The 16,980-nt window shown below is 51.6% G+C and carries 16 protein-coding genes; 11 read left to right on the top strand and 5 right to left on the bottom strand.

Annotated elements, in window-relative coordinates; all coding sequences use genetic code 11:
* Positions 1 to 10: 10 nt before the first annotated feature.
* The 4 genes from ACT3T7_RS01465 to ACT3T7_RS01450 all read left to right on the top strand — a co-directional run bounded on the left by ACT3T7_RS01465 (position 11) and on the right by ACT3T7_RS01450 (position 3,247).
* Positions 11 to 1,282: an ATP-binding protein gene (locus ACT3T7_RS01465; protein WP_172116583.1), complete on the top strand. Its 1,272-nt coding sequence runs from the start codon at positions 11 to 13 to the stop codon at positions 1,280 to 1,282.
* Positions 1,283 to 1,351: 69 nt separating this feature from the next.
* On the top strand, positions 1,352 to 1,891 hold the full coding sequence (locus ACT3T7_RS01460; RefSeq protein ID WP_172116582.1) for a response regulator transcription factor: 540 nt from the start codon (positions 1,352 to 1,354) through the stop codon (positions 1,889 to 1,891).
* Between the two features lie 198 nt (positions 1,892 to 2,089).
* The gene (locus ACT3T7_RS01455; RefSeq protein WP_172116581.1) at positions 2,090 to 2,371 is read left to right on the top strand and encodes a GrxA family glutaredoxin; all 282 of its coding nucleotides are present in this window, start codon (positions 2,090 to 2,092) and stop codon (positions 2,369 to 2,371) included.
* 108 nt (positions 2,372 to 2,479) lie between these two features.
* Positions 2,480 to 3,247, top strand: a complete 768-nt coding sequence (locus ACT3T7_RS01450) for a DUF1338 family protein (RefSeq protein WP_193053525.1) — start codon at positions 2,480 to 2,482, stop codon at positions 3,245 to 3,247.
* A 48-nt stretch (positions 3,248 to 3,295) separates the two neighbouring features.
* On the opposite strand, the gene ACT3T7_RS01445 is transcribed toward ACT3T7_RS01450, so the two are convergent.
* Both ACT3T7_RS01445 and ACT3T7_RS01440 read right to left on the bottom strand, forming a co-directional pair.
* The gene (locus ACT3T7_RS01445; protein ID WP_193053524.1) at positions 3,296 to 3,961 is read right to left on the bottom strand and encodes a CoA transferase subunit B; all 666 of its coding nucleotides are present in this window, start codon (positions 3,959 to 3,961) and stop codon (positions 3,296 to 3,298) included.
* A gap of 60 nt (positions 3,962 to 4,021) precedes the next feature.
* On the bottom strand, positions 4,022 to 4,720 hold the full coding sequence (locus ACT3T7_RS01440; RefSeq protein ID WP_087105500.1) for a CoA transferase subunit A: 699 nt from the start codon (positions 4,718 to 4,720) through the stop codon (positions 4,022 to 4,024).
* A gap of 290 nt (positions 4,721 to 5,010) precedes the next feature.
* Between ACT3T7_RS01440 and ACT3T7_RS01435 the strand changes: the two genes are divergently transcribed.
* Together ACT3T7_RS01435 and ACT3T7_RS01430 are read left to right on the top strand one after the other, a co-directional pair.
* Positions 5,011 to 5,892, top strand: coding sequence for an acyltransferase (locus tag ACT3T7_RS01435; protein WP_444622618.1), 882 nt, complete (start codon positions 5,011 to 5,013; stop codon positions 5,890 to 5,892).
* Between the two features lie 122 nt (positions 5,893 to 6,014).
* Entirely contained in the window at positions 6,015 to 6,836 is an 822-nt protein-coding gene (locus tag ACT3T7_RS01430) for a LysM peptidoglycan-binding domain-containing protein (RefSeq protein ID WP_444630011.1), read from the top strand.
* An 88-nt stretch (positions 6,837 to 6,924) separates the two neighbouring features.
* Here ACT3T7_RS01430 and gcvT read toward each other — a convergent pair whose 3' ends face one another.
* Complete coding sequence (gene gcvT, locus ACT3T7_RS01425; protein WP_444629853.1) at positions 6,925 to 8,037, bottom strand: glycine cleavage system aminomethyltransferase GcvT; 1,113 nt, start codon at positions 8,035 to 8,037, stop codon at positions 6,925 to 6,927.
* Positions 8,038 to 8,120: 83 nt separating this feature from the next.
* On the bottom strand, positions 8,121 to 9,542 hold the full coding sequence (locus tag ACT3T7_RS01420; RefSeq protein ID WP_444629852.1) for an alanine/glycine:cation symporter family protein: 1,422 nt from the start codon (positions 9,540 to 9,542) through the stop codon (positions 8,121 to 8,123).
* Positions 9,543 to 9,974: 432 nt separating this feature from the next.
* Between ACT3T7_RS01420 and gcvH the strand changes: the two genes are divergently transcribed.
* Positions 9,975 to 10,364 (top strand): glycine cleavage system protein GcvH, encoded by a 390-nt coding sequence (gene gcvH, locus ACT3T7_RS01415; RefSeq protein ID WP_444629851.1) that lies wholly within the window; start codon positions 9,975 to 9,977, stop codon positions 10,362 to 10,364.
* An 80-nt stretch (positions 10,365 to 10,444) separates the two neighbouring features.
* Positions 10,445 to 13,339 (top strand): aminomethyl-transferring glycine dehydrogenase, encoded by a 2,895-nt coding sequence (gene gcvP, locus ACT3T7_RS01410; RefSeq protein WP_444629850.1) that lies wholly within the window; start codon positions 10,445 to 10,447, stop codon positions 13,337 to 13,339.
* 60 nt (positions 13,340 to 13,399) lie between these two features.
* On the opposite strand, the gene ACT3T7_RS01405 is transcribed toward gcvP, so the two are convergent.
* Entirely contained in the window at positions 13,400 to 14,302 is a 903-nt protein-coding gene (locus tag ACT3T7_RS01405) for a LysR family transcriptional regulator (RefSeq protein WP_193053518.1), read from the bottom strand.
* 148 nt (positions 14,303 to 14,450) lie between these two features.
* Between ACT3T7_RS01405 and ppnN the strand changes: the two genes are divergently transcribed.
* From ppnN to ACT3T7_RS01390, 3 genes are all read left to right on the top strand, one after another.
* Positions 14,451 to 15,833, top strand: coding sequence for a nucleotide 5'-monophosphate nucleosidase PpnN (gene ppnN, locus ACT3T7_RS01400; protein WP_216657936.1), 1,383 nt, complete (start codon positions 14,451 to 14,453; stop codon positions 15,831 to 15,833).
* An 87-nt stretch (positions 15,834 to 15,920) separates the two neighbouring features.
* Positions 15,921 to 16,646 (top strand): sulfite exporter TauE/SafE family protein, encoded by a 726-nt coding sequence (locus ACT3T7_RS01395; RefSeq protein WP_444629849.1) that lies wholly within the window; start codon positions 15,921 to 15,923, stop codon positions 16,644 to 16,646.
* Positions 16,647 to 16,755: 109 nt separating this feature from the next.
* Positions 16,756 to 16,956, top strand: a complete 201-nt coding sequence (locus tag ACT3T7_RS01390; RefSeq protein WP_444629848.1) for a hypothetical protein — start codon at positions 16,756 to 16,758, stop codon at positions 16,954 to 16,956.
* Positions 16,957 to 16,980: the final 24 nt, after the last annotated feature.

Here is a 16,980-nt window from a genome sequence, read left to right as displayed (position 1 = left end):
GTAGTAGCCCATGCAAACGGCTTTGCCGCTGCCCCTCTCGACCCCGAACCGCAATCTGGTTCGCCTCACTATTGTTCGGGGAATCACCTGGACAGGGTTTCTGATCGCCATTGTGGTCGGCGTGGAGCTACTGGCCTTTGAATTACCCGTCACCGCGGTCGTCAGTGTCGTTATCGCTATGGGCTTATTGAATATCGCCACCTGGTGGCGATTGGGGCGCCCGCGAGCGGTGGAGCATATTGAGTATCTGCTGCATTTATTGGCCGACATTGCGGGCCTGACCCTGGTATTTTATTTTTCGGGAGGCTCCACCAATCCGTTTATTACCTACTATCTGGTGCCTGTGACGATTGCTGCGGCAACGCTTCCGTGGCGCCATGCCTGGATATGTGCGGTCTGCGCCATGGCAGGCTACAGCTTTCTAATGTTCTTTTACCACCATGTCCCCCAACTGGCGCATATTAATAGCGATGAAATGCTCAATCTGCATGTCATGGGCATGTGGCTTAACTTTGGCCTTTCAGCAGGCCTGGTCACGTTTTTTATCTATAAGATGGCCCATGCACTGCGTAATCGAGATAAAGCACTTTCACTTACTCGCGAAGCGGCGCTGCGTAACGAACAGGTGCTGGCTGTAGCCACTCAGGCGGCGGGCACAGCACACGAACTAGGCACCCCGCTTTCGACCATGGCCATACTGTTAAAAGAGATGCAGGATGAGGCCCCCGAAGGGGGAACATTACAGCAGGATATTCGCTTACTGCGCCAGCAAGTCGACATTTGCAAATCTCGTCTTCAGCATTTGGTCACCAGTGCCGATCGGCGACGTATGGCAGAACCCGAGATACTGGATGCCCAGACCTGGCTAACCGGCGTTGTGCAGCGCTGGTTAGTGTTGCGGCCAGATGTTAGCCACCAATTTGAGATCGTTGAAAGGCGCGGCAAACCCTGGCTTGCGGTTGACACAACGCTGGACCAGGCACTAATGAACCTGCTAAACAATGCCGCTGATGCCAACCCCGAACATGTTTCTATTCGTCTTGATTGGCAGGAAGAGAGTGTTGTCATTGATATTCGTGATCACGGCCCGGGCATTGCCATGTCTATCGCTGACCAGCTCGGTGATACGTTTATTTCTACCAAGAGCAAGGGGATGGGCATTGGCCTGTTTTTAACCCATGCCACGATCAATCGCTTTGGCGGAGGTGTTAGTCTGTATAATCATCCCGAAGGTGGCACGCTGACAGAAGTAACGCTTCCGCGTAGCTCCGCCCCCCTTTAAGCCAAACTAACGGCACAGCCTAATTGAAACGCGTTTTAGTGTGTTTCAAGCACTATCGTTGAGGACATCATGCAAACGACAGATCAGCGCCTGCTAATTATTGATGACGATGAAATGTTCTGTCACGTGCTCAGCCGAGCGTTCACCCGCCGCGGTTATGAGGTAATGACAGCGCATGATGCAGACCAGGCGCTTGCGGTAGCCGTTCAGTTTCAACCCACCATGGCCACGCTCGACCTCAAGCTTGAAAACAGCTCAGGACTAAAGCTACTCCCAGAGATGTTAGCCGCCGTGCCAAGCTGCCGTATTGTGGTGCTTACCGGTTACTCAAGCATTGCCACGGCCGTGGAGGCCATGAAGCTCGGAGCCGTCAACTACCTGTGCAAACCAGCCGACGCTGACGACATTGTCGCATCCTTTGAACACCAGGAAGGCGACCCCAATATAGAGCTTGCTGATAACCCTCCGTCCATTAATCGAATCACGTGGGAGCATATTCAAAAAGTGCTTCATGAACACGACGGCAATATTTCCGCGACGGCTCGCGCGCTCGGTATGCATCGCCGGACACTCCAGCGTAAGCTGCAAAAACGCCCCGTTAAGCGTTAGTCCTGCACCAGCGGCCTGCTCCGCGGCAGAGCCAACACTCGCCGCGTTGAGTTTGCCTACCGCATTAGCTCCCAAACCGGCCACCGCAGACGCCGATACCATCGGCGTCATTGCCTTACCCTATTGGCGAAACAAGGACTGCTACGCCACAATAAGCACCCTTGAGCCATCCATCACTTTGACGTTAGGAGTTTTCGCATGTTTGTGGTTATTTTTGGCAGAATGACCTGCCCTTTCTGCGTCCGTGCCAAGCAACTTGCTGAGCATTTGGAAACAATCGGTAAGATCGAGGGTTACCGCTATGTCGATATGCCCTCTGAAGGCGTTACTAAAGAGGACATCGCTAAAACGGCAGGCAAGCCTATCCATACGGTTCCGCAAGTATTTGTCGACCAAACGCACATAGGCGGTTTTACCGAATTCGACAGGTTTGTACGTGAGAAGCAGTTATTAACTCCCCAGGAAGATTCGTTACGTTAAATTTGCCGTTTATAGTCGTTGAACACGCTTTTTCTCGCCTGCCTATACTGGGTTTTAAACAAGTACCCTCTTTCTAACATCGCTTGTTTAGGCGGCGAGGATAGCATCGTGCAACGTGATGAATTCGTACAGCAGCTTTGGCTTGACTATATTCACTCGCACCCCGACATCGGCGGTTTGCGTCTTTGGCCTCTCTCCTCTACGGCGGAATACTTAACGCTCGTAACGCTTAACCATGGTCCTTTTTCTGCATCTGTTTTGAATAACCGGTTGGCGCACATGGGTTATCGTCAGGTTGCCCATTATGCGATGGCTGACAAGGGCCTTCTTATTCGCCTTCTCGCGCCTGATGACCAAGGAAGTTGGCTAGTACTAGCTGAGCTACAGTTGGGGACGCTGTCAAAACTGCCTCGTGAGGCGCTGGCTGCGCTGGTGAATCAATCACACCCACAGGACTGCAAGGGCCACAACTTACTTTGCCGCGGTCGTCCGTGGCCCATGCCCTCCTGGTCGCTGTATCAGCAGCTTCTAAAGGCGCACCCTCTTGCTGCCTGGCTGGCGGTTATGGGCCCGCGCCTACACCATGCAGGCTTTGATTGTGCCGAGCTCGGCGATACGCTAACAGCGCTTAATGACCAGCTAGAAAAAACAGGCATGCCCGGTGAAAAAGAGCCGCAAAACGGCGTGTTTGCGCTTTCCACGCTTATTGAGCATCATTTTTATCCAGCCATGCCGCAACGCATCATCTTTAGTGATGGCGATGAGCATCGTCTCTGCCTGGGCGGCCTGGCGCTGACTCAAAAACATATCGATGCGGGCCATGAACGCATCGCCGAAATACTCATTCCGGCCCATGCCCGCTGTGAGATTGTCTAAGCAGCCTGCCAAGGCTGCTTAAAACAGGTAACGTACTTACATTTGCGTTTACGCTTCCACAAACGTCATTTCGGGTACATGGTCAGGCACTATCAGCTTACCCGCCGTTTTTTCGATAATTTCATCGATGCTGACCCCGGGCGCGCGCTCTTTAAGCACAAAGGCGCCGTCTTTAATTTCCAAGTAGGCCAAGTCAGTCAGAACGCGGTTAATACAACCAGCGCCCGTCAGCGGTAGAGTACACTGCTCAAGCAGCTTCGACTCGCCATGCTTGGAGGCGTGGGTCATCGTGCAAATAATATTTTCAGCGCCAGCCACTAGGTCCATGGCTCCCCCCATTCCTTTAATCAACTTGCCTGGCACCATCCATGACGCAATGTTGCCATTCTGATCGACTTCAAACGCACCTAAAACGGTGAGATCCACATGCCCACCACGGATCATGGCAAAAGATTCTGCCGATGAAAAAATAGCAGCACCAGGCCGAGCGGTCACCGTCTCTTTACCAGCATTAATCATGTCAGCATCAAGCTCTTCCTCCGTCGGGAAACGCCCCATGCCCAATAAACCATTTTCTGACTGAAGCATCACATCAATGCCTTCAGGAATGTAGTTGGCGACCAGAGTGGGAATACCAATACCCAAATTTACATAAAAGCCATCTTCCAGTTCACGCGCAACACGCTGCGCCATCTGTTCACGTGTTAAAGCCATGGTGGCAACCTCATTATTGAGCGATTAAAAAAAGTTGTTTAGCCGTTAACGGTCAACGATTTAGCCATGCACCGTGCGTTTCTCGATGCGTTTCTCAAACGAACCCTGAATAATCCGATCCACATAAATACCCGGGGTATGGATCTGGCTGGGCTCAAGCTCACCAGGCTCTACAATTTCTTCAACTTCCACCACTGTGATTTTTCCAGCGGTCGCCACCAAGGGATTAAAGTTTTGCGCTGTATGGCGGTACACGACATTGCCATAACGATCCGCTTTCCAGCCTTTTACTATTGCGAAGTCACCGACGATGGCTTCTTCCATGATGTAGTGGCGCCCGTTAAATTCGCGCACCTCCTTACCTTCACCAATGGGAGTACCGTAGCCTGTCGCGGTATAGAACGCTGGAATACCTGCGCCACCCGCCCGCATTTTTTCAGCCAGCGTGCCTTGAGGGGTAAGCACAACCTCAATGTCATCGTTGAGCATCTGCTGCTCAAAGAGCGCGTTTTCGCCGACATAAGAGGCAAATATTTTGCGGATTTGACGATCTTCAAGCAGAACGCCCAAACCAAAACCATCAACGCCGCAATTATTAGAAGCAATCGTCAGGTTCTTAACACCTCGACGTTTTATTTCTGCTATCAGGTTTTCTGGTATTCCGCATAGGCCAAAGCCGCCAGCCAGTACGGTCATTCCGTCTTCGATACCTTCCATCGCTTCGGCATAGGAAGCAACACGCTTATCAAATCCTGCCATTATTATGCCTCGCCTCGTTGTCGGTGGTGCGTACAATGCGCTTATCGGTACTGTCAGTGTTGTCTCTATTACTATACCTGGTTACCCAAGCCCAAAAAGTGATGCCTATCACAGGCTGCCTTAAGCTTAGCCATTAAAGAGCCAGAAGTGTCGCTGGATAGAAAATTACTTTTTGAAGCGCGCAAAGGTAACGACAATAAAATAAGTGCTTTTTTACCATTGTGCTGGGCAGTATGGCATTGATCCATTAGCATTAATCGCATCGTTATACGTTTCATTGAAGGACGGATATGGCTATTTTCAAGGGCTTAGTCAGCATTGCGCTGTTCACGCTCACCACGCTTTTTTGGGGCATTCCCCTTATTGCGCTCACTTTTCTAAAAGTCGTTATCCCAGTGAAACGCTTTAGAAAATGGATACTTGACGGCTTATGCGCCGTGGCCCTTAACTGGATCGGCGCTAATCTTTGGTGGATGAAGCGCTGGCTGAGGCCAGATGTCACTTTTTCGATTCCTGAATCGTTGAGCCCACACCAATGGTGGCTGGTCATATCCAATCACCGTAGCTGGACCGACATTTTTATTCTTTTCATGGCCTTGCACCGCCGTATCCCTATGCCGCGTTTTTTTCTAAAACGACAATTGATCTGGATCCCGATTGTAGGTCTTGCCTTTTGGGCACTTGAATTTCCGTTTATGCGCCGCTTTAGCCGTGAACAGATCGCCAAGAACCCCACTCTTGCCACGATAGACCGCCAATCCACAGCATCCATGTGCCATCGGGCACGGAGCGCCCCCATCGCCATATTTAATTTCATCGAAGGCACACGGTTTACCATAGCGAAGCGCGATGCACAGAAAAGCCCATATCAGCATTTGTTAAGGCCAAAAGCAGGGGGAATTTCGCAGGTACTTAGCCTGCTTGGCGATCAATTGGATGGTATTCTTGATGTAACGATCAGTTACGCTAACCCGTCGCCAACGTTTTGGGGTTTTTTATGCGGTCAGGAAGCGCCTATTACACTACAGGCACGAACATTGCCCATTCCCCAGTGGATGCACGAATCCGACTACCACGAAGAAAAGCAGCATAAGGAACGCTTCCACGCATGGACCAATTCACTCTGGCAGGAAAAAGATGCCTTGTTGGACAGCCAATCCGATCACGCCTAACTGTCTGGCTTGGTGCCTGCTTGCTAATTAGCTTATTAACAGGTTGTGCGGGTTCGTCGCCCTCTTCCTCCCAACGCGATGCCGTACCCACCCATAGTGCGAGCCAAATCAGTGGCAACTGGGTGGCCGTTCAACGTGGAGATACGCTGGGGAAACTGGCTAACCGCGCTAACGTACCTCTTGAACGTCTGGAGCGTTTTAACCCAGGCGTCAATGCGCGTCGTCTCGCGGTCGGCCAGCGCTTGATGATACCTACTCAACAAGAGCGTGCGCCCTCCGGCGGCCCTTACCGTTATCAAATCCGGCCTGGCGATACGTACTCCAACATAGCACGACACTTTGGCACGACCAGTGGACGTATTCAGAGCGCCAACCCCGGCGCTTCGCCCACCGCGCTAAGGATAGGCCAAATCATAAGCGTTCCTTTAAGCAGCAGCGGTACGCGTAGCCCAGCGCCCACCAGCAACGCCTCGCCCAGCAATCGGTCATCGCCCTCTAGCAGCACCTCTAGCAGCACCTCTAGCAACACCCCGGCTGCGGCGCCTACCGCTCCTACTTCATTACCCACATCCGCACGCCGCTGGCCCTGGCCGCTTGAAGACTACCGCATTGTCAGACGTTTTGGCGCGGACAGCCGAGGAGCATTGCAACCCATGCTGCTTGCGACCCAAGCAGGTGCGCGTGCTCAGGCCGTAGCCCCCGGCGAGGTACGCTTTGCAAACGGTATGCGCCAGCTAGGTGAAGTCGTGATTGTGCACCACGCTGATAATCTGCAAACCGTGTATGCACTGTGTGAACGCACGCTGGTCTCGGTCGGACAGCAAGTCAAAGCAGGTGATGAACTGTGTGAAGTAGGTCAAAGTAATACCACTCAACGTTACGATCTGCTGTTTGATTTACGCCAGGGCGGCAAGCCGATTGATCCCGGCAAGGTACTGCGTTAACACAGTGCTTAGTTAATACGCTTGCTAAACGAGCAAAGCCCCTTAGCAAAAGGGGCTTTGTTTTCTATAACGACTGCTTACGGTTGGCTTAACCGCGATAATAGCGGGGCTTAACAAAGGGCATAGGCGTTACGGTCATCGGCAGTTGTTTGCCGCGCACATCCGCAAACACGTGGCTTGCTGGCGCTTCCCAATCGCGGCTGACATACCCTATAGCGACAGGATGCCCAACGCTTGGCCCAAACGTGCCTGACGTTACGACCCCAACTTCGTTACCTGACGCATCCCGCAACACAGCACCTTCTCGAATAGGTGCCCTACCTTCTGCCAGCAACCCTACACGCTTGCGTAAATGATCCCTGGCATCGATTTGATGAAGAATGACATCCGCCCCAGGAAAACCTGCCGAACGCTCCCCCCCATGACGACGAGGCTTACCAATCGCCCAAATCAATCCGGCTTCCACTGGTGTTGTAGTGGCATCCATATCATGCCCATAAAGACATAGCCCGACCTCCAGACGCAGCGAATCGCGAGCGCCTAGCCCAATCGCCTCAACTTCCGGCTCCGCCAACAGGCGCTTGGCAAACGCTTCACAGGCATCGGCTGCCACAGAAATTTCAAACCCATCTTCGCCGGTATAGCCACTGCGGCTCACCCATACCTCATGCCCATCAATGGTAAAACGCTGATGCTGCATGAACACCAGTTCACATGCCGCTGGGCAAAGGCGCTGCATAACTGCATGTGCCTGGGGGCCTTGCAGGGCAAGCAAGCCGCGGTCTAACAACTCAATTTTGTGGGTGGCGGCCAAATTTTCCCGCAAATGCGCCAAATCCTGGTCTTTACAAGCAGCATTAACCACCAGATAGAAGTGGTCGCCACCATTAACGACCATTAAGTCATCAATAATTCCACCTTCAGTATTGGTAAACAGACCATAGCGCTGCTCACCTTTTGGGAGCCCCACTAAATCCGCTGGAATCAGTGTTTCCAGCGCCTTGGCGGTATCTTCCCCCGATACAAGAATCTGCCCCATGTGAGAAACGTCAAAGAGGCCACACTGCTGCCGGGTATGCTCATGCTCTTTTTTTACCCCCAGTGGATACTGCACCGGCATATCATATCCAGCAAAGGGCACCATTTTTGCCCCGAGTTCAACGTGCAGTGCGTGAAGTGGCGTATGCTTTAGATCGGTCATGATAGTTCCTTGGTAAAAACGAACAACGGGGAGCTATTGTCATAGCTCCCCGATGCGATTACTGCTTAAGCGGCCAATATCGCTTACTTGTCATGGTCGAGTTCTTCACCGGCTAACACTTCCTTGCCCGCAAAGTAGTCTTTGGTCAGCTTGAAAACCACCGGGGAAAGCAGCGCCAGCGCAATCAGGTTAGGAATGGCCATCATGGCATTAAAGGTGTCGGCCATGAGCCAGATAAAGCCGAGTTGCGCAATAGCACCCAGTGGAATGGCTAATACGAACAGAACGCGATAGAGCATGATGGAGCGCGTTCCAAACAGGAACTGGAAACATTTTTCACCATAAAACGACCAGCCTAGAATAGTCGTGAAGGCAAAGATAGCCAGCGCGATAGCCACAATGGGGTTACCGAGTCCAGGCAGTGCCTGGTCAAAGGAGAGCGCGGTAAGCGATGCGCCTTCTTCACCCGTTTGCCATACCGTAGAGGTCAGGATCACCAGCGCCGTAATAGTACAAACGATGATGGTATCAATGAAGGTGCCCAGCATGGCAATAAGCCCTTGACGAACCGGGTTTTTAGTTCTGGCCGCGGCATGAGCAATAGGCGCACTACCTAAACCTGCCTCATTGGAGAAAATACCCCGCGCCACACCGAAGCGAATAGCGGCCATCACAGCGGCACCCGCAAAACCACCTGCCGCCGCCATGGGATTAAAGGCGTAGTAGAAGATCAGACTAAAGGCCTCGCCGATTTGCCCTGCGTTAACAATCAGCACCAGCACACCGGCAATCACATAGGCAATCCCCATGATCGGTACGAGCTTCCCAGCGACTTTCGCAATCCGCTTGATGCCACCTAGAATGACCGCGCCGGCCAATACCATGATGATGACACCGGTAAGCCAATGCGGTACGCCAAAGGTGACGTCCATCGCATCAGCGACCGAGTTAGACTGCACCGTATTACCAATACCAAAGGCTGCGACAGCACCAAAAAACGAGAACAGACCACCAAGCCAAAGCCACTTTTTACCCAGCCCGTTTTTAATATAAAACATGGGGCCACCTACGTGGTGGCCGGTATTATCTGTTTCACGATAGCGTACAGCCAATACCGCTTCAGCAAATTTTGTTGCCATTCCCACCAGCGCTGTAATCCACATCCAAAACACAGCACCTGGGCCACCTAATGCAATTGCGGTGGCCACACCGGCAATATTGCCGGTACCGATGGTGGCTGAAAGCGCCGTCATCAGGGCATTAAAGGGAGAAATTTCGCCGTCTTCATCGGGCTTGTCGACGCCAGCCTTAGCGACGGCGTCCTTGTGGGCAGGTTTAGGCTCACGCCCCTGCCAAAGTAGCTTGAACCCCATGCCCAACTTTCTGATGGGCATTAATTTTAAACCAATTTGTAGGTAGATCCCCACACCCAGTAGCAAAATCAACATCAATGGCCCCCATACGACGCCATTGATCGCCCCAAAAAGGCTATTTAACGTTTCCACACGCTTCTCCTTACCCTATTCGTTCAATTTTTATAGATGTTTGGCCGTCAGAAAACGGGCATTCACGATTATTTTGTTTAGCTAATATAGCGATGTCATGGGCACGCCCCATCTTTAATAGCATGATAGAGGCAATTATTAACATGCTCAGGTGAACCACCTGTATGTTTTACACCATTATCCCTGTTCGCTTCTATGCTTAGGCCCTTCTAAATAGTAAATGCCTTCGTACCTTCCCGCCCGATAGGCACGCTGGGTCATAAAATCTCCCTTGCTGAGCATTTTTTAGCTCACAGGAAACTTGTTTCCGATCAGAAACACGTTAACATGCTTAAAAATTCGTTTATTGGCTGGCACGCTGGTAGTCGCCAAGACTTCCGACAAGCGCTAGTATTAGCCTGTCCAGTCAATTGTTTCATAAAGGGAATCATCATGAGCAACCTTCCTTCAAATCTGCGTTACGCGAAAAGCCATGAATGGGTACTTGATCATCAAGACGGCACCGTCAGCGTAGGGATTAGTGACCACGCCCAAGAAGCGCTTGGCGATGTGGTATTTGTTGAACTACCCGAAGTAGGTCAAACGCTTACCCAGGGCAAAGAGTTCGGCGTTATTGAATCGGTAAAGGCGGCTTCCGACCTCTACGCCCCGGTAAGCGGGGAAGTTATCGAAATTAATGACACGCTTGAAGACTCACCCGAAACGGTGAACGACGCACCCTATGAAGGCGGCTGGCTGATGAAGGTACGCCTGACCGACCAGAACCTGGACGGTTTACTGGATGCTGATGCTTATCAGGCCACATTAAGCACTGACGATTAATACCGCAAAGCCTGCCCTTTACGGCAGGCTTTGTATTTTATGCCTCTACCACGCTTCTCTTTCTCGCTCGGAATCTTCCCATGTCATTTGAAACACGCCGTTTGTCCGAACTGGCCGACCACGATGCTTTTATCAAACGTCATAACGGCCCGAATGCCGACGACGTAGATACCATGTTAAACGTGCTCAATATCAAGCGCATGGAAGATCTGATTGAGCAAACCATACCCAGCGATATTCGCCTTGGCCGCGAACTGAACCTGGATGACCCACGTAGTGAAGCTGAAGCGCTTGAGTACTTAGGCCAGCTGGCTCGCCAGAACCGTGTTGCTAAAAGCTATATTGGCCAGGGCTATTACGGCACGCATATGCCAGCGGTTATTCAACGTAATGTGCTCGAAAACCCGGGTTGGTACACCGCTTATACGCCCTATCAGCCAGAAATTTCTCAAGGCCGGTTGGAAGGATTATTAAACTTTCAGCAGGTTATTATGGACCTGACCGGAATGGAGCTTGCCAATGCTTCATTACTGGATGAGGCCACGGCAGCCGCAGAAGCCATGGCGCTATGTAAGCGGAGTAATAAAAAGAGCAAATCCAACGCTTTCTTTATTGCCGACGATATTTTTCCGCAAACCCTTGATGTCGTAAAAAACCGCGCTGATTTTTTTGGTCTTGAAATCATTACAGGGCCTGCCGATACGCTTGCCGACCATGACGTGTTTGGCGCGTTGCTTCAGTACCCTTCCGCCAGCGGCGAAGTACGTGACTTGGCACCTCTTTTAAAGGCGGCCACTGCCCATAATATCATGACCTGTGTAGCCTCTGACTTGCTGAGTCTGGTGCTTCTCAAGGAACCCGGCACGTTAGGTGCAGATATCGTGATTGGCAATTCGCAGCGCTTTGGGGTACCGATGGGCTTTGGTGGCCCACATGCGGCGTTCTTTGCCACCTCAGATAAGCTTAAGCGCTCAATTCCTGGGCGTATTATCGGTGTATCCAAAGATAGCCGAGGCAACACCGCCCTGCGGATGGCCATGCAGACGCGCGAGCAGCATATCCGTCGCGAAAAGGCCACCTCCAACATCTGCACGGCGCAGGCTCTTTTAGCCAATATCGCAGGGTTCTACGCGACCTACCACGGTGCTGAAGGGCTGCGTAAAATTGCTGGGCGTGTCCATCGGCTCACCACGTTGCTTGCTCAAGGCTTGCAGCAATCTGGCGTTGCGCTGGTGCATAACAGCTGGTTTGATACGCTGCGCTTAACCCAGGTAGATGCAGGTAAAATTCATGGCCGCGCCATGACGCACGATGTCAATCTCCACTACTTCGCCAATGGCGATGTAGGCATCAGCCTGGATGAAACAACCACCGCACACGATGTTGCCACCCTATTTGATGTGCTGCTGGGTAATGAACACGGGCTTTCTGTCGCAGCGCTGGATAAGCAGGTAATTGCCAGCGCTACCACGGGCATCCCCGCCGCCTGCCAGCGAGAAAGTGGTTTTCTGAGCCACCCCACCTTTAACCGATACCGCAGCGAAACAGAAATGCTGCGTTATCTAAAACGCTTGGAGAATAAGGACTTGTCGCTTGCCCATGCGATGATCCCTTTAGGCTCTTGCACCATGAAACTTAACGCTACCAGCGAAATGATCCCTATTTCCTGGCCTGCGTTTGCAGACTTGCACCCGTTTGCGCCGCGCGACCAGGTCGCTGGCTATCATCAGATGATTGATGAACTGGCCGCGTTCCTGGTAGAAATCACCGGTTACGATCATATTTCCATGCAACCTAACTCGGGCGCGCAGGGTGAGTACGCGGGCCTGCTGGCCATTCGCCGTTACCAGGCTGCGCAAGGCGAAGCACACCGTAATGTGTGCCTGATCCCAAGCTCTGCCCATGGTACCAACCCGGCAACAGCGGCCATGGTGGGCATGGAGGTGGTCGTTGTAGAGTGTGATCAGAACGGCAATATCGATATAAATGACCTAATGGACAAAGCCGCCCAGCATAGCGACAAGCTCTCGGCGATCATGATTACTTACCCGTCGACCCATGGTGTTTTCGAAACTCATGTGCGCAAGGTCTGTGACGTGGTGCATCAGCACGGTGCCCAGGTGTATGTCGATGGCGCCAATATGAATGCTCAAGTGGGGCTCACGCGCCCAGGCGACTTCGGGGGCGACGTATCGCACCTTAACCTACATAAGACCTTCTGCATTCCCCACGGCGGCGGCGGCCCGGGCATGGGGCCTATCGGCGTAAAAGCTCACCTGGCGCCTTATGTCTCCAACCACGTGGTGACACCTATCAATGGCGTTAACCCAGAGAGCGGTGCCGTCTCAGCGGCAGCGTTTGGCAGCGCATCCATCCTGCCTATCTCGTGGGCCTATATTAAAATGATGGGCGCCCGAGGGCTTCGCGAGGCAACACAGTTAGCCATTTTGAACGCTAACTACACCGCCAAGCGCCTGGAGGAGTCCTACTCCATTCTCTATCGGGGAACTAACGGCATGGTTGCCCACGAATGCATTATTGATATTCGCCCACTAAAGGCAGCGTCAGGTATCAGCGAGGAAGATATTGCCAAGCGGTTGATGGACTATGGCTTCCATGCGCCCACCATGTCATTTCCGGTGCCAGGCACACTGATGATAGAGCCGACCGAGTCCGAGTCGCTCTATGAAATTGACCGATTCTGCGATGCCATGATTGCCATCCGCGAAGAGATCAAGCGTGTTGAAAGTGGCGAGTGGACGCTGGATAACAACCCGTTGGTTAACGCCCCCCACACGCAGGCCGACATTATGGACAGCCAGTGGGAGCGGCCTTATGACCGCCAACTGGGCGCTTTTCCCACTGAGGCGGTCACTGCAGCCAAATACTGGCCAACCGTTAATCGGGTGGATAATGTGTTTGGGGATCGTCAGCTTATTTGTTCTTGCCCAGGTATTGATGAATACCGGAAGTAAAAACACGCTAGACGCCTAATACGTAAGCCAACGCTTCAGCAAGTGAACGCCTTTGAGCCCTTATTCGGGTACCAGAGGCGTTCTTTCCTGGATGCGCTGTTTACAAAAACCATCCAACAGTTTTTCATAGCGTTTAGGAAGTACGGAGTCACGCCGACGTAACAGATAGAGCTCTTCATTCACCGCAATGGGTAAGGTTAACGCTTTCACCTGACGCTGCCACGGTGACGTTTCTAATACCAATAAAGAAACTACTGTAAACCCAAGCCCACGAGCAACCGCATCTAGCACCATACCGACTTCGTTGGTAAAACCCTGGTAGCGAAAATGTGTCATTGAGCGAAACTCACCTGGATAATTCGCTCTCAACAGTGAATACGCGTGGTTAATGCCATCGTAGTAGTTAAGAAAGCCGATACCCATTAAATCAGACAGCGTACTCCCGGCAAAATCAGCGGGCACCACTAGGCACAGCGGCTCTTTATGCCATAGCGTGCAGGTAAGGTCAGGATGGTTGAGCGCGTCCGTCACGATACCTATATCGTAGCGCCCTTCCAGCAAGTCATTCACAATTTCATGGTTAAACGCAAAGCTATAATTAACGGTTAAATTAGGATGCATTTGCTGCTGACCTAACATAAACGGATACAGCATGAGGCCAACACTTCCAGGCGACGCAATACGGCACTCACCACTGTCCAGGGAGTCATCATCCAGGCCATGACGAAACTGTTCATGCTCAGCAAAGAGTTTTAACGCATAATCGTAAGCACGGCGACCCGATTCCGTTAAGGTAAAACTTCGCCCTTTACGCTCAATTAGCGTTTTATCAAGGTAGTTTTCCAATTTACGTACATGCTGACTAACCCCGGGCTGGGTCATCTCCAGGCGATGTGCCGTACGTGTAAAACTACCGGTCTCAACTAACGTAATAAATGTCCGAAAATACTGGGCATTAAACATAATAAAACGCCATTTTCTATAGCCACCGTGTGCGCGTATTTTGCGCATAGAGTAGCACAGTTGGGCTTGTCACTGGTTGCGCTGTACCCACCGCTTTAGCGTGCTAGTATGCAATGAGTTAAAAAAATGACCAGGAATCGACGCACTAATGACATCAATTATCCAGCCTCGTGCCACTATCTCTAGCATTATCTCTCCCGAAGGAAGCCTTGAAGTGCTTTCACAGCACGAGGTTAATCGGCTACAAAGCACCTCACAAAACGGCTTACATGATTTACTGCGCCGCTGTGCACTGGCTGTCTTGAATTGCGGAAGGCCCACCGATGACAGTGTGGCTATTCTTGAAGCGTATAAAGATTTTGATATTGAGGTGTTACAACAGGATAGAGGAATTCGCTTAAAGCTGACCAATGCGCCCGCAGAAGCCTTTGTCGATGGCCAGATGATACGCGGCATTCGTGAGCACCTCTCCTCCATTATTCGCGATATTGTTTACGTATATAACGAGATTCAGAACCACAACCGCTTTGACCTTAATACAGCGGAAGGAACCACCAACGCAGTTTTTCATATTTTGCGTAAAGCCGGCACATTAAAGCCTGGGCGTGACCCAAGCCTGGTAGTTTGCTGGGGCGGCCACTCCATTTCACGTGATGAGTACGAGTACTCAAAAGATGTTGGCTACCATCTTGGGCTGCGTGATCTAGACATTTGTACCGGCTGTGGGCCTGGCGCCATGAAAGGGCCGATGAAAGGTGCAAATGTTGCTCATGCCAAACAGCGGCGTCAGGATAGCCGTTACCTGGGGATTTCCGAGCCAGGCATTATTGCCGCAGAAGCCCCCAACCCCATTGTTAATGAACTCGTCGTCATGCCTGACATTGAAAAGCGCTTGGAAGCGTTTGTACGTCTAGGCCATGGCATTATCGTCTTCCCTGGCGGGGTCGGTACGGCTGAAGAGATTTTGTATCTACTCGGCATACTGCTGCATCCAAATAACAGTGAAACCCCCTTCCCCCTCATTTTCACAGGGCCTGCGGACTCAGCCGCGTATTTCCAAAAAATAGACGAATTTCTGGTCTATACCCTGGGCGAAGAAATTCGTCGCTACTACACTATCATTACCGGTGACCCGGTGGCGGTCGCCCGTAAGATGCGTACTGGGATTGATACCATTAAAGAGTTCCGGCGCAATCAGCAGGATGCCTTTTACTATAATTGGCGTCTCACCATTGCACGAGATTTTCAAGCGACCTTCGAACCTACCCACGAAGCCATGCGTGAGCTCGCTCTGCATCGCCAGCAGCCCAAGCATGAACTTGCCGCCAATCTTCGTCGTGCTTTTTCTGGGATTGTGGCTGGAAATGTTAAGGAACAAGGCATTAAAGCCATTAAAGCCCACGGTCCCTTTGTGCTAACCGCAGAACCTGCCCTGATGCAGCACCTGGACGAGTTACTGACCTCATTTGTTGCCCAAGGGCGCATGAAACTTGATGGCCAGCCCTACACGCCGTGTTATGTTTTAAAATAACCGCGGCTCCAAGGCGCTATTTGCAGCACAATTACCAGTATCTGCAGCCGATAAATCGGCTGCTTCACTTGTCCCCGGAAGAAAACCTTGCTCATCGCCCTACTGACGCTATTAGCTGCTGGCATTATTAAAGGTGCTATTGGTTCGGGTGTGCCGGTGTTGGTTGTGCCGGTATTTACCATGCTTTATGACGTTAAGCTCGCGATTGCCGTACTGGTTGTCCCCAACCTGTTTAGCAACCTGCTTCAGGTATGGCAATACCGGCGCCACCTACTGCCCATCCGGTTTCTAGCTACTTTTTCGATAGCGGGCGCGCTAGGTATTATTCTGGGCACTTGGGGGTTAGTGGTTCTCTCGCCAAAGCTGCTGTCGTTAGGCGTTGCAGGCGCGATTGTCTTGTATCTAATCATCAAACTAACAAGACGGCGCTTGGTACTTTCCTACGCACTGGCTTCACGAATCGTCATCCCGGTTGGCTTACTGGGCGGTATATTGCAAGGCGCTGCGGGCATGTCCGCCCCCGCTTCAATTACATTTTTGAATGCGATGAAGCTGGAAAGGCCTGTGTTTATTGGCTCAATTTCCGTCTTTTTTGTGGCGACTACCTGCGTGCAAATTCCCGCGCTCTTAAAGGCTGACATACTGACAATGCAGCGTTCGCTTTATAGCGTCATTGCTCTAGGCATCATTTTGACGGCCATGCCGCTGGGTGCCTACCTGGGAAATCGAATGCCACACCGTTGGTTTGATAATTTAATCATGCTGCTGCTTACGGGTATCGCCATTAAAATTATTATTGATACGCTACTCTAAGCTTGATGCCCTAAGATTAAGATCCTAAAGCAAAAAACAAGAAACAATCTACACTCTAGTCTGTCTTACCTTTATCAAGGCCGATATTGACCAAGGAAAGGAGCTAGCCATGCAGATGATTAGTCAACTACACGACGGAAAGACAAAAGCCTTTGCAAAATACTGCTTTGAAAGTAGCTCAGCTGAAAAGCTCCGTGCAGCAGCCGAAGGTAAGGCTGATTCGGCTGAAATGAAGCACTGGGGAATAACGGAAGGCCAATGGGAAGAAGCTGTCGCGGCAGCCTTGGCCGATCATGAGGCTGACGAGTAACCTGCTTATTACCTGCTCGTTTAC

It is taken from the genome of Halomonas sp. 111 (genome assembly GCF_052379685.1).
Taxonomy (GTDB): Bacteria; Pseudomonadota; Gammaproteobacteria; order Pseudomonadales; family Halomonadaceae; genus Vreelandella; species Vreelandella citrativorans.
Note: the sequence above shows the minus strand (reverse complement) of the source record. Positions and strands in the feature narration are given on the sequence as shown.